This window comes from Hymenobacter sp. BT18 (assembly GCF_012273015.1).
Lineage (GTDB): Bacteria > Bacteroidota > Bacteroidia > Cytophagales > Hymenobacteraceae > Hymenobacter > Hymenobacter lutimineralis.
Map to the genome: position 1 here is coordinate 4345873 of NZ_CP050954.1, position 13811 is coordinate 4359683.

11 protein-coding genes are annotated in these 13811 nt (G+C 61.9%); all 11 read left to right on the forward strand.

Annotated elements, in window-relative coordinates; genetic code table 11:
• Window positions 1–393 precede the first annotated feature (393 nt).
• Entirely contained in the window at window positions 394–1638 is a 1245-nt protein-coding gene (locus HER32_RS18625; RefSeq protein WP_168682963.1) for an efflux RND transporter periplasmic adaptor subunit, read from the forward strand.
• 61 nt (window positions 1639–1699) lie between these two features.
• Window positions 1700–3193, forward strand: coding sequence for a TolC family protein (locus tag HER32_RS18630; RefSeq protein ID WP_168682964.1), 1494 nt, complete (start codon window positions 1700–1702; stop codon window positions 3191–3193).
• A gap of 195 nt (window positions 3194–3388) precedes the next feature.
• Complete coding sequence (locus HER32_RS18635) at window positions 3389–5386, forward strand: Eco57I restriction-modification methylase domain-containing protein (protein ID WP_168682965.1); 1998 nt, start codon at window positions 3389–3391, stop codon at window positions 5384–5386.
• 66 nt (window positions 5387–5452) lie between these two features.
• Complete coding sequence (locus tag HER32_RS18640) at window positions 5453–6694, forward strand: TaqI-like C-terminal specificity domain-containing protein (protein WP_168682966.1); 1242 nt, start codon at window positions 5453–5455, stop codon at window positions 6692–6694.
• 70 nt (window positions 6695–6764) lie between these two features.
• Window positions 6765–7397, forward strand: coding sequence for a helix-turn-helix domain-containing protein (locus HER32_RS18645; RefSeq protein WP_149070648.1), 633 nt, complete (start codon window positions 6765–6767; stop codon window positions 7395–7397).
• 102 nt (window positions 7398–7499) lie between these two features.
• Window positions 7500–7916, forward strand: coding sequence for a hypothetical protein (locus tag HER32_RS18650; protein ID WP_168682967.1), 417 nt, complete (start codon window positions 7500–7502; stop codon window positions 7914–7916).
• 382 nt (window positions 7917–8298) lie between these two features.
• A complete protein-coding gene (locus HER32_RS18655; RefSeq protein ID WP_149070686.1) occupies window positions 8299–8967 on the forward strand; it encodes an ABC transporter ATP-binding protein in 669 nt (222 codons plus the stop codon).
• Between the two features lie 109 nt (window positions 8968–9076).
• Window positions 9077–9664 (forward strand): RNA polymerase sigma factor, encoded by a 588-nt coding sequence (locus HER32_RS18660; protein ID WP_168682968.1) that lies wholly within the window; start codon window positions 9077–9079, stop codon window positions 9662–9664.
• Window positions 9654–10913 carry an ABC transporter permease gene (locus HER32_RS18665; protein ID WP_168682969.1) on the forward strand — a complete coding sequence of 420 codons (1260 nt, stop codon included), beginning with the start codon at window positions 9654–9656 and terminating at the stop codon, window positions 10911–10913. Before HER32_RS18660 ends, HER32_RS18665 begins: the two co-directional genes overlap by 11 nt.
• Before the next feature lie 41 nt (window positions 10914–10954).
• A complete protein-coding gene (locus HER32_RS18670; protein ID WP_168682970.1) occupies window positions 10955–12154 on the forward strand; it encodes an ABC transporter permease in 1200 nt (399 codons plus the stop codon).
• A gap of 219 nt (window positions 12155–12373) precedes the next feature.
• Window positions 12374–13774 carry a sigma-54-dependent transcriptional regulator gene (locus HER32_RS18675; protein WP_168682971.1) on the forward strand — a complete coding sequence of 467 codons (1401 nt, stop codon included), beginning with the start codon at window positions 12374–12376 and terminating at the stop codon, window positions 13772–13774.
• Window positions 13775–13811: the final 37 nt, after the last annotated feature.

The following is a 13811-nucleotide window of genomic DNA, read 5'->3' on the forward strand; positions in this document are numbered from 1 at the left end:
GTTTTAAAGCCCTTTAACACTTTGCCATCCTGAGTACCGCGAATAGCCAGCGCATGCTTCGACGGTAATTTTTGGCGGGCAACTCAGTCGTAAGCAGGTTCTGCACTTCGCTCACGATAAAGGGAGTGCGGATGGCTGTTTCCATATCAGGCCAGATGGAGGAGCTGGATAATCCGTTGCCTCACGCTAAAAAAAAGTCCGCACCCCGAGGAGAAACCCTGTCCGGGGATACCCATCTGCCCCTGCAAATCCGAACACCCTGTCCGGAAACGGACAGTTTTTTTGGACGTGTAGATAGATAAACATGAGTCATATTATTGATTTTGAGGTTTTTGTAAAACTGGCACTTCGCTTGGGTAGAGTGGGGTAGAACCTCTACACGACCGAACGAAAATGGACAGAGCTATTTCCTCCGCTATTCAAAACCGCCGCGTCCGCCAGCGCTGGCTGCTGGTACTGGCGGCCCTGCTGGTAGTGGTTGGTGGGCTATGGGCCTTCCGCCGCGTGCTGCGCCCCAGTATCAACCAAGCCGACCTTCTCACCACTATCGTCGAAACCGGCGACGTGGAAGCTACCATCACGGCCTCCGGGGTGGTAATTCCGGCGCGGGAAGCAGTGGTGACCAGCCCCATCCAGTCGACCATCCGGCGGGTGCTGCTCACGGCCGGCGACGAGGTGAAGCCCGGCCAGCCCATCGTGGAGCTGGACAAGGAAATGACGTCTTCCAACCTGGCTAAGCTCCAGGATGAGCAGCTGCAAAACCAGAACAAGAGCTCTGTGCTGCAACTTTCCCTGGAGCGCACCCTCAACGACCTGGAAGCCCAGGAGCAGGTGCAGCAGGAGAAGGTCCGCAGCCTGCAGTCGGCCCTGCGCGATGAGCAGCACCTGCTGGGCATTGGCTCGGGCACCCAGGAAAACGTGCGCCAGGCCGAGCTCAACCTGAAAATTGCCCAATTAGAGTTGCAGAAAGTGCGCCGCCAGATGGCCAACCAGCGCCGCTCCAACCAGGCCGATGAGCGGGGCCTGGGCTATACCCGCCAGATCCAGGCGCGCAGCATTGCCGAGCTGGCCCGCGAGCTGCAGCAGGCCACCATCAGCGCCGACCAGGCCGGGGTGCTCACCTGGGTGAGCGAGGATGTAGGCGGGGCCGTGAGCAAAGGCCAGGTGCTGGCCCGCGTGGCCGACCTAAGCTCGTTCCGGGTGCGGGCCACCGTGGCCGATACCTACGCCGACTCCCTGCACGTGGGCGACGCCGTGCGCGTGCGCCTCGGCGGCACCGACCTGGCCGGTTCCATTGCCTCCATCAGCCCGGCCGTGGAAAAGGGCGTGGTGACGTTCTACGCCCGGCTGCGCGACAACCACCACCCCGTGCTGCGGGCCAACCAGCGTGCCGAGGTGTACGTGGTCACGCGGGCCCACCCCCGGGTGACGCGCGTGAAAAACGGGCCCTTCTATCAGGGTGGGCGGGAGCAGTCGGTGTTTGTGTTGCAGGATGGCAACGCCGTGCGCCGCACCGTGCGCTTCGGCGACGCCAACTTCGACTACGTGCAGGTAGTGCAGGGCCTGCGCCCCGGCGAGGAAATGATTATGACCGATATGAAGGACTACGAGCAAGTAAACGAGCTGTCTGTCAAGTAACTACTGGCCACGGACAACGAACAACTGACAACTAACCAAGCTGCTTCTGCCTTTCTGAGTTATGAAAACCTCTGCCTTTTATCTGGAAGTACTACGTCTCTGGGGCCTGCTGTTGGCTATTGTGGGCTTGATGCTGGGCGCGGCCATCAGCGCCTCAGCCCAGGCCCCGGCCCTCACACTACCCCAGGCCATTGAGCTCACCCTGGCGCAGTCGGCCGTGGCCAAGCAGGCGGTGACGGCCCGCGAAACCAGCTACTGGCAGTACCGTACCTTCCGCGCCGACTACAAGCCCCAGCTGGCCCTGGAAGGCGTACTGCCCGATTACAGCCGCTCCATTTTGGCCGTAACCCAGCCCGATGGTACAACGAATTTTCGGGCCGTGCGCATCAACACGTCGTACCTGGCTACTACCGCCACCCAGGCCATTGGCTTCACGGGCGGCAAAATCACAGTAGGCTCCACGCTCCAGCGCTTCGATAACCTTGAAGGCAAGCAGCGGCTCTACAACAGCAGCCCCGTGGCCCTGGGCTTTTCGCAGCCCATTGGGGCCTTCAACGCCCTGAGCTGGAACAAGCGCATTGAGCCGCTGCGCTACCAGGAATCGGGCCGCCAGTATGCCCAAGACCGGGAAACCATTGCCCAGCGCGTGACGGAGCTTTACTTCGACGTGCTGTTGCAGCAAGTGAATGCCGATGTGGCCCGTCAGAACCGCCAGGCCAGCGCCGACATGCTGCGCATGGGCCGGGAACGGTATAAGCTGGGCCGACTTTCCGAAAACGACCTGCTATTGCTGGAGCTGAACCTGCTCGGCGCCGAGCAGGCCGAAATTCAGGCCGGGGTGGAGGCCCGCCAGGCTGCCGTGCAGCTCACCAGCTACGCCGGCCTCACCCTCGACCCCGCCGTGCCGTTGGCTGTGCCGGCGCTGCTGCCCGCCCTGCAGGTTTCGGCCGATGACGCCCTCACCCAGGCCCGCCGCTACCGCCGCGAAACCCTGCTGTTTCAGCGGCGCCTGCTCGAAGCCGACCGGGGCGTGGCCCAGGCCAAAGGCACCACCGGTTTTCAGGCCAGCCTGTCGGCCGGCTTCGGACTGGCCAGCAGCGCTGACCAGCTGGGCCGCAGCTATGTGAACCCCAACGACCAGCAGCAAGTGCGCCTGGGCTTCTCCATGCCAATTGTGGACTGGGGCAAGACACGCGCGGCCGTGAAAACCGCCGCGCTAAGCCGCCAGCAGGTGCAGCAGCAGGTGCAGCAGGAGCAGCTCACCTTCGAGCAGACGGTGCGCGCCCAGGCTGCCCAGCTGGGCGCCCTCAACCAGCAGCTCGCCCTGGCTTCCCGTGCCGATTCCCTGGCTCAGCGCCGCTACGCTATCAGCCGGGCCACCTACCAGGTGGGCCGCATCTCCCTCACTGACCTCAACATTGCCCAGAGCGAGAAAGACCGCGCCAAGCGCGCCTACATTGCTGCCCTGCGCGCCTGCTGGGTGGCCTATTATCAGCTGCGCACCCTCACCTTGTACGATTTCGAACGGCAGCAGCCGCTGGTGGTGGAAGGGTAGGGGCACTGGTTTCTGGTAGCCGGGCAAAGGGGGAGGGGGAGCCACGGCGGGGCAGGGTTGGCCTCGTGAATCTCACCCTCGCCAACAGCCTTCACGAGTTAGCTTCCCCTGCACAAGCAAACCTTGGGCGGCTGGCTTCCCTCTCCCCCAGGAGAGGGGGCCGGGGGTAAGGTATTTACCCTACATTTACCCTCTATGCTATCCTTATTTGCCCCGGCGCCGGCCGCGCTGCCCGCCCCACTCGCCACCTACCAGCCTGCCCAGGCGCTGCCCGACTTCGCCACCCGCCTCGAAAAGCTGCGCAGCTGGCAGCAGCGCATTGCCTCCGGCTACGTTACCAGCCAGAAGGAGGAAGCCCTCCAGGCCGAGTTCCTGACCCTGATATTCGGGCAGGCGCTGGGCTACGAGCACGAGCGCACCGACTTCCGCCAGCTGCTGCTCGAACAGAAAACCGCCGTGGACGGCACCAAGCCCGACGGCTCCCTGGGCCACTTCGCGGCCGATGGCAAGGGCGCCCTGGGCGGCCCCACCCGCGCCGTCATCGAACTGAAGGACGCCCGCACCCGCCTCGACGCCAAGCAGAAGCTTGGGGCCAAAGGCCGCGCCGAAACCCCGGTGGAGCAGGCCTTCAGCTACCCCTCCAAGATGGGGCCGAGCTGCCGCTGGGTACTCGTGAGCAATTTCGTGGAGCTGCGCCTGTACGCGGCCAACGACCAGACCCGCGCCGAGCTCTTCGACTTCCGCACCCTGCCCGACGACCCGGCCGCCCTCCGCCGCTTCTTTGCCCTGCTGGGCGCCCCGCAGCTGCTGCCCGCCGCCGGCCAGCCCGAGGCCCCGCTCGATGAGGCCCTGCGCCAGCGCCAGGAGCAGGAGGCCCGCATCAGCAAGGAGTTCTACAAGGACTACCGCAAGGCCCGGCGCGATTTGCTCGACCACCTCATCGAGCAGAACCCCGCCGTGGACCCGCTCGACCTGCTGCGCCACACCCAGAAGCTGCTCGACCGCGTCATCTTCGTGTGCTTCTGCGAGGACAAGGGCATCATTCCGCGCCTCACCTTCCGGCGCCTGCTCGACGCGGTGCGGGCCAACGTGTTCGACCCCGCCGACGACAAGATTTACCGCACCGTGCGCGGCCTGTTCCGCAGCATCGACGAGGGCAACCCCCAGGCCAACATCAACCGCTTCAACGGCGGCCTCTTCGCCCCCGACGCGGCCCTGGATGCCCTCGTCATCAAGGACCGCACCCTCGGCCCGGTCATCAGCCTGGAGCAGTACGACTTCGCCTCCGAGCTGAACGTGAACATCCTGGGCCACATCTTCGAGCAGAGCCTGGCCGACCTGGAGGCCGAGCGCGCCCGCCTGCTGGGCCAGGCCCCGCCCGCCGCCAAAGAGGGCAAGCGCAAGCAGGACGGCATCTTTTACACCCCCGACTACATCACCCGCTACATCGTGGAGCAGGCCGTGGGCGGCTGGCTGCGCGAGCGGCGCCAGGAGGCCGGCCTGGAGGCGCTGCCCGACCTGACCGAGGCCGACCGGGCCAGCATCCGGGTGCGGCAGGGCGGCAAGGGCCTGCTGAAACCGGAGCCACGCGTCCAAAAACATATCGATGCCTGGGAAGCCTACGGGCAGCGCCTGCGCGGCATCCGGGTGCTCGACCCGGCCTGCGGCTCCGGGGCCTTCCTCAACGAAGCCTTCACGTACCTGCTGCGCGAGGGCGAAACCGTGAACCAGGCCCTGGCCGAGCTGCGCGCCGGGCAGTTTGAGGTGTTCGACCTCGACCGCCACATCCTGCAGCACAACCTCTACGGCGTGGACCTCAACCCCGAGTCGGTGCAGATTACCCGCCTCAGCCTCTGGCTGCAAACCGCCAACCCCGGCCGCCCCCTCACCTCCCTCGACCACGGCATCCGCTGCGGCAACTCCCTCATCAGTGACCCCGCCGTGGCCGGCGACCGGGCCTTCGACTGGCACGCCGCCTTCCCCGAAGTCTTCGCCGCTGGCGGCTTCGACGTGGTGGTGGGGAATCCGCCGTATGTAAGGGTACAGAATATTCCTTATAATCAAATAGATTATTTCAAATCAGTTTATCATAAAGTTGCTCATAAGCGAGTTGATATTTCACTGCTGTTCTTTGAATTATCTGGTAAAATCATGAGCAAAGGGGGGTATTTATCATTTATTACATCTAATTAGTTTGTAACGACAGAATATGGGGAGTCGGTAAGGAAATTTATTCTTGACTATTTTGGGATAGTGCAGATGATTGATTTTGGTGATTTGCCAATTTTTGCCGATGCACTCACTTATGTTAGTATATTTACTTTAAAAAATAATTCAAATAAAGAGGTTTTTCCTTATATAAAAGTTAAGTCTATTGATGATACCCAAAACATGGTTTTTGATAAGCTAATATCAATTGATATTAATATTGATTCACTAAGTGGTAAGCCATGGGTGCTTGCTACAGATAGCAAAAAGAGGCTTTTTGATAAGCTTGAAAAGTTTCATGTGCTGGGCAATATCGGTAATGCTTGGGCTGGCCTATTTACAGGATTGGATGAGGTGATGATGCTTGATAAGCAGCAAGTAGAGAATTTAGCCTTGGAGCAAGATATTTTACTGCCTCTTATTAGGGGCAATGATCCTAAAAGATTTGCTGAGGCAACACCCAGTATGTTTGTTATTTACCCTTATAAGATGCAAGGTGCAAAAACGGTTGCTCTAGATGAAGATGAATTAGCCTTGCAATATCCTGTTGCTTATAGATATTTAATTGATAATAAGAAGAAGCTTGGTTTGCGTAAAGATTCTCGTAAAACATTCGCTGATCGAAAGGATTGGTTTGGTCTCACAAGATTTGGGCAAAAGAAAATTTTTGAAAGTCAAAAAATTGTTTCACCTGGCGAAGTAAAAGAGCATAAATTCTCATTGGATAATACTGGCGCTGGTTTCAGCTGCGCAAGGGTATTTGCTGTTACGGTGGATGATATCGATTACAGTATTAAGTATGTTTTGGCTCTTCTTAATTCGAGAATAAGTCAATTCTTTTTGCAGAGCTTTTCTTCTCCTAAACAGGGTGGTTATTATACATACTCATCTGGAGTATTGAATAAAACTCCCATCCCCAACATTTCCCCCGCCGAGCAACAACCCTTCATCGACCTGGCCGACCAGCTGCTAACCGGCCACCGCGCCCTGCACGCGGCCGATGCCGACTTCGGCGCCCTGCTGCGGGCCGAGCTGGGCCTCGCGGCCCCGCTCACCGGCAAGCTGGCCCTCACCCAAGAGTGGAAAGCCTGGAGCACGGCCCTGCAAAAAAGCCTGGGCCGCCCCCTGGCCCTGAAGGAAAAAGCCGAGTGGCTGCGGCACTTCGAGGCGCACCAGCGGCAGCAGGCGCAGCAGCGCCAGCACCTGCACGCGCTGGACCGCGAGTTGGACCAGCTGGTGTACCAGCTCTACCAGCTCACGCCCGAGGAAATAGCCCTGGTGGAAGGCCGCTAGGCCAGGCGGCCCCGGCGGCCTGCGAAGAATTCCGGTTACCTTCCCCGAATTCTTCGCAAGCCTGCTGCTTATGGCCCGTCCCGCCGCTTTTTCCGACTCGCGCTTGGCGCGGGTCCGCCGCTATTTTGGTCTGAGCCAGCAGGAGCTGGCCGCCCTGCTGGGCCTGGCCCCCTCTACTACCAACCAGCTCGAACGCGGCACCCGCGCCCTTACCCGCGAGGTGTACGAGCGGCTGGCCCCCTTTCTGGCCATACTGGAAGCCGCCGAAGCTGCCCCCGCAGCCCCCGCGCCGGCCGCCCCCGACCCCGAAACCGTCCCCGAAGCGCCGGCCGCCCTCACTACCCCGCCGCCCGGTCCCTTTGCGCCCGGCCCCCTGGAGCGCCGCCGCCGCACCTGCCTCTACGAGGCCCACAACATGCGCTGGCAGCTGCGCCACTTGCCCGAACAGGCAGCGGTGGCCGCCCGCTGGGCGGCGGCCCTGCCCCGGCTGCGGGCCACTCTGCCGCCCCCGCCGCCCGCGGGTGCGGCCCCGCGCACCCCGGAGGAAGTGCGCCTGCGCTACGTGCACAGCTGGCTGGAAACGGTGCCCCTGGCCCTGGAGCCGGAGGTGCTGGCCCACTGGCACCTGCGCCACCAGCGGGCCCTGGCCCTGGAGGCCGAGGCGGCCGCCCTGGGGGGGCTGCTGGCCGGGGCCACCGGCTGAGAAAAATAGCGGCTGCCGGGGGCGCTGCCTGTTGCTATTGTATGGTGGGACTTCTATGTTTAGGTCTAGCTTATTTTTTCACTTCTAACTTCTTTATTGCTTATGGCTGATGTAACCGTGCTCAAAACCTACGCCGACTGCGACGCCGCCCTGGCTAGTCTGCGCAAGGAAAAAGCCACCTATGCCCACCGCGACTACAATCAGTCGTACTCCGAAACGCAGGCCTCCGACCGGGCCACCACCCTGGCGGCCCAGCACGCCAAGGCCCTCGACGACGTGACCCGCTACACCACCGACGTAGCCCGCACCGACCTGACCAAGCAGGAGCTGACCACGGCCCGCCGCAACCTGATTGCCGCCACTGCCCGCCGCGACAGCCTGGCCCTGAGCATGGAGGCCGTGAGCGGGGCCGAAGCCTACCTGGCCGATGTGGATGCCGACCAGGTAGACGCCCAGCTTTCTACCCTCGACGCAGCCATTGCGGCCGTAACGGCCCACCGCGCTACCCTCTCGGCTTAACCGGCCACCCACTTCCGCCTGCCCCACCTGTTGCAACCGAAGCCGGCCCCACGCGGAGCCGGCTTTGCTATTTCCGGGCAGCGGCCCGGCTGTTTCCGAACACCCTGTCCGGTTTCGGACAATATTTTGAGTGCCTGCTTTTGTGTTTCGGGAACGAATAATCTTACAATCAGCGCGTTAGCGAAATGGCACGCGGCTTGGCTACTTACTATGCAGGAAGGGCTCTGGTAGCGCAAAACCGGACACTCCTTCTGCCCACAGCAAGCAACATCCTTCTTTCTCCGCCAAACAAACTGCCAGCCCCATGCCTACGATGACTGCCCGACCCGACCTGCTGACCGCCGCTCAGGCCACCACGGCCGCCCCCGCAACCGCTCAGCCCATCATTCAGCTTACCGACATTGAAAAGGTGTACCAGACCAGCACCGTGGAAACCCTGGCTTTGAACCGCGTGAACCTGACCATCAACCGGGGCGAGTTTGTGAGCATCATGGGTCCTTCGGGCTGCGGCAAGTCCACACTGCTCAGCATCATGGGCCTGCTCGACGAGCCCACGCACGGCACCGTTACGCTCTCGGGGCGGGCCGTGACGTCGTACTCTGACCGCGAACTGGCCGACCTGCGCAATCAGCGTCTGGGCTTTGTGTTCCAGAGCTACCACCTCATCAACGACCTCTCGGTGCTCGACAACGTGGAGCTGCCCCTGCTGTACCGCAAGGGCATTTCGGGCAAGGAGCGGCGGCAGCGCGCCCTGGCCGCCCTCGATAAAGTGGGCCTCAATGCCCGCACCAGCCACTTTCCCAGCCAGCTGTCGGGCGGGCAGCGCCAGCGCGTAGCCATTGCCCGCGCCCTGGTAGGCCAGCCCGACATCATCCTGGCCGACGAACCCACCGGCAACCTCGACTCAGTGATGGGGGAGGAGATTATGGATTTGCTGCTGACCCTGAACCGCCGCGACAACACCACCATCGTGATGGTGACCCACGACGAGCAGCAAGCCCTCAAAACCGAGCGGATCATCCGCTTCTTCGACGGCAGCCAGGTCAACTGAGTTTCGGGTGTTGAGTTTCGGGTTGTCAGCGGACAGCATTAGCCGGAGCAGCCCCCAAACTCAACACCCGAAACTCGAAACCCAAAACCCGAAACTTTCCTACCGAGCTATGAAAACGACTGCCACCGCCCTGCTTTCCGAAACCGCGCTGCTGGACGCCTGCCGCCAGGGCGAGGCCCGCGCCCAGCGCCTGCTCTACGACCGGCTGGCGCCCAAGATGCTGGCCACCTGCCGCCGCTACCTGCGCAACCCCGACGATGCCGAAGAGGCCATGATGTCGGGCTTTGTGAAGGTATTTCGGGGGCTGGGTAGCTTCCGCCACGAAGGCTCGTTTGAAGGCTGGGTGCGCCGCATTATGGTGCGCGAGTGCCTGAACGTGCTGGGCCGCCACGAGCCCCTGCTGCTGGCCATCGACGACTGCCCCAGCCTGGCACCCGCCCTGCCCGCCGTAGCCGAAACCGACCTGCAAACCGCCGATTTGCTGGCCCTGGTGCAGGCCCTGCCCACTGGCTACCGCACCGTGTTCAACCTGTTTGCCTTGGAAGGCTACAACCACCCCGAAATTGCCGCGCTGCTGGGTATTTCGGAAGGCACCAGCAAGTCGCAGCTCAGCAAGGCCCGCACCCTGCTCCAGCGCCGCGTGGCGGCGCTTTCCCTTTCCTCCACTTCCGAAACCTACTCTCGCTATGCTGCTTAGCTATCTGAAAATTGCCTGGAAGGTGCTGCTGCGCCGCAAGTTCTTCACCGCCATCAGCTTGTTTGGCATTTCCTTCACCCTCATGATTCTGCTGGTGCTGGTGGCCGTAGTCGACCACTTTAACGGCGCCCATGCCCCCGAAAAGCGCATCGACCAGATGGCTTTCGTGAATTCCATCCGGGAGCGGTTCAAGGACGGAGGCTCCAACAACATGCCCGTGAGTGCCTACTTCATCGACAAGTACGTGCGCACCCTGAAAACGCCCGAACTGGTGGGCCTTACTTCGATAACAAATACCGCCACCTCATTCGCCAACAACCAAACCCTGACGCTTGATGTGCGCTATACCGATGCCAACTTCTGGCGCCTGATGGACTTTGAGTTTCTGGATGGCCGTCCGTTTTCGGCTGCCGAAACCGACCAGCGCAGCCGCGTGTGCGTCATCAACCAGCACACGGCCCGCACCTACTTCGGCACTGAAAAAGGGGTGGCTGGCCGTACCCTCGAAATCGGGCCCTATACGTACCGCATTACCGGGGTAGTGCCCGATGTGCCCGTGATGCGCCTCTATTCCAGCTCCGACGTGTGGGTGCCCTATACCCTGAGCAACGAGATGTTCGGCGACCAGCGGCTGGAAGGTGCGTTCATTGCTATTATGCTGGCTCCCTCGGCCAGCCAGGTGCCCGCCATGCGCCAAGAGTTTGAGCAGATGGCCAAGCGCATTCCAGTGCCCGATCCGCAGCGCTTCGATAAGCTCTCCGTTCATGCCGACCCGGCCCTGGCCAGCGTGGTGCGCCAGCTGACGAGCAACCAGGAAAAGGAATCCGATGGTATGGAGCTCTTTCTGGGGGTGTGTGGGGGCCTCGCGCTGCTGTTCATGCTGCTGCCCGCCCTCAACTTGGTGAACCTGAACGTGACGCGCATTCTGGAGCGCAGCAGCGAGATTGGGGTACGCAAAGCCTTTGGTGCCTCGCGCCGGGTGCTGGTGGGCCAGTTCCTGGTCGAAAATATTGTGCTGGCCCTACTGGGGGGCATGTTGGGGCTGGGGCTGGCAGCCGTAGTGCTGTACATTCTGAATGAGTCACAGTTTATTGCCTACTCCCACTTTGGGCTGAGCTGGAGCGCCTTTGCGGTGGGGCTGGGTCTTACCCTGGTGTTTGGGCTGATGAGCGGGGTGTACCCGGCCTGGAAAATGGCCCGCCTCAACCCCGTAACGGCGCTGCGCGGCAGCGGAGCCGGGCCGCGCTAGCCGCGCCCGGGTTTCTTCCTCACCTTTCCTTTGTTCTAGCCATGTTTCGTCATTTATTCCGCCTGATCTGGAACCGCAAGCGCACCAACGTGCTGCTGCTGTCCGAAATATTCTTCTCCTTCGTCGTACTCTTCGGGGTAGCCACCATCTTCATCGGCATTGGCACCAACTACGTGCTGCCCCGGGGCTTTGCCCACGAGCAGGTGTGGCGCCTGAATATCAATGCTGGCCAGGGTGAAAAAATGCCCCGAGCCCAGCTCGACGACGTGCTGCGCCAGGTGCGCGCCCTGCCCGGTGTACAAGAACTTACGCTTACTAGTGGCAATACCCCCTTTCGCTTTATTACCATGAATGGGGAATTTGAGGCCGGTAAAAACAAGATAGACAATGTGGACCGCTACGACGCCGACGACCGGTATGCGGCCACCATGGGCCTGCAGCTGGTAGAGGGCCGCTGGTTCCAGCCCTCCGACGATGCTTCCACGCGCCGTCCGGCCATTATCAGTCGCAACATGCGCGAAAAGCTGTTTGGCGACGCCCCGCGCGTAGTGGGTCAGATAATCCGGGAAAGTGCGGGCCCTGGCACCGAAAACAAAACCGAGTTTCAGGTGGTGGGTGTAACGGAAAACGTACGCCCGCACGGCGACTTCGATGGTGAGGCTCCTTCCATGTGGATGCGCCTGCAGCCCCACGATACCACCAGCTGGGAAGGCGCCGCGGTGCTGGTGCGCGTAGCCCCCGGTCAGGGTGCCGAGCTTCAGCAAAAAATTGTGCACACGGTGGCTGGCGTCACGCGCAAGTGGAGCACCCAGGTCTATGCCCTGGAAGCCGACCGCCTCGACAAGCTCAAAATCACGGTGGCCCCGCTGGCGGCTCTGGCTGTGGTAGGCTTGTTCCTGATTGTGAACGTCGCCCTGGGGCTGTTTGGGGTGCTGTGGTACAACATCAACCAGCGCCGCGCCGAAGTGGGATTGCGCCGTGCATTAGGCGCTTCGGGGCGCGGCATCAGTGCGCAGTTTTTGGGCGAGATGCTGGTGCTCACCACCCTGGGTGTGGCCCTGGGCCTGCTGCTGGCCGCGCAGTTCCCGCTGCTCCAGGCCTTCGATGTGCCCACCAACGTGTACTTGCTGGGCATGCTCATCGCTACTGGCCTGATCTTTCTGCTCACGGCCGTGTGTGCCTGGCAGCCCAGCCGCCTGGCGGCCCGCATTCAGCCAGCCGTAGCCTTGCGCGAAGAGTAGCCTTGGTGCCCCGGAATGGGATACTCCCTTCCCGGGGCACTTTTGCTTTGTTTTCCCGCTAGGGGTGAGGATAGGATTGGCCCGCATTGCAACCTGTCTTGCCGATACCCGACTCCGCCTTCTGGCTTGCGGAGCCACGCCGGTTTTAACCGGGCGGCTCCCGCAGGGTTGCGGCTTCCCCCCCAAATACCGTCCTTCGCTTCTCTTTCTTTTGTAGGCATGATTCTGATTGTTGACGACGACGTGGCGGTGCGCACCTCCCTGAGCCTGCTGCTCAAGCAGGCCGGCTACGCAGCCAAGGCGGTGGGCACCCCCGAAGCTGCCCTGGCCGTGGTGCCCGACCCCAGCGTGCAGCTGGTGCTGATGGATATGAACTACTCCCTCGACACCAGCGGGCACGATGGGCTGGCCCTGCTCGGCCAGGTAAAGGCCATCCGCCCAAACCTGCCCGTGATACTAATTACCGGCTGGGGCTCCATCACGCTGGCCGTAGAAGGTATGAAGGCCGGGGCCGCCGAGTTCGTGACCAAGCCCTGGAATAACGACGCCCTGCTGCAAACCATCCGCACGTGCCTGGACCTGGCCGCCAGCGCCGAGGCTACCCCGGCCTCCGACGATGCCCAGGCGCCCACCCGCCGCCAGCTGGACAAGCAGTTTGCTTTCCAGAACATCATTGGGCAGGATGCGCGGCTCCTGCACGTGCTGCGCAGCGTGGGCCAGGTGGCTGCCACCGATGCCTCGGTGCTGATTGAGGGCGAGTCGGGGACGGGCAAGGAGCTGATTGCCGAAGCCGTGCACCAGAACTCGCACCGCCGCCGCCAACCCTTCGTGAAAGTGAACCTGGGCGGTATCTCGGCCTCGCTGTTTGAAAGTGAAATGTTCGGTCACCGGCGCGGGGCCTTCACCGATGCCAAAACTGACCGGGTAGGGCGCTTTGAGCTGGCCAACGGTGGCACCATTTTCCTCGATGAGATAGGGGAGCTGGATATGACCTCGCAGGTGAAGCTGCTGCGTGTCCTCCAGGACCGCACCTACGAGGTGCTGGGTGACAGCAAGCCGCGCCGGCTCGATATTCGCGTCATCTGCGCTACCAACCGCGACCTGGCCCAAGAAGTGCGCGAAGGCCGCTTTCGGGAGGACTTATTTTACCGCATCAACCTGATAACCGTGCGCCTGCCCTCCCTACGCGAGCGGCCCACCGACATTCCACTGCTGGTGCAGCACTTCGTGGATTACCTCCGTGCGACCTACAACCGGCCTTCGCTGAAGGTGAACACGCGTGCCCTCCACTGGCTGCGCGAGCAGCCCCTGCCCGGCAACATCCGGGAGCTGAAAAATCTGGTGGAGCGGGCCGTACTCGTCAGCGGCAAGGATGAGTTGGGGCCCGAGGATTTCCAGGCGCAATTCCGGCCTACGGCGGTACCCATTGCCACTCAGCCCGGAGAGCTGCCCCCGGTGGGCTCCATGACCCTGGATGAGCTGGAGTCGCAGATGATTCGCAAGTCGATGGAGCACTACGCCGGCAACGTATCGAAAGTGGCCAAAGCGCTGGGGCTTAGCCGGGGTGCCCTCTACCGTCGCTTGGAGAAATACGCCATTCCGTTCGATTTGGCGCAGTAACCTACGCTGGCGACTTTGCCCGTCATGCCCCGACTCT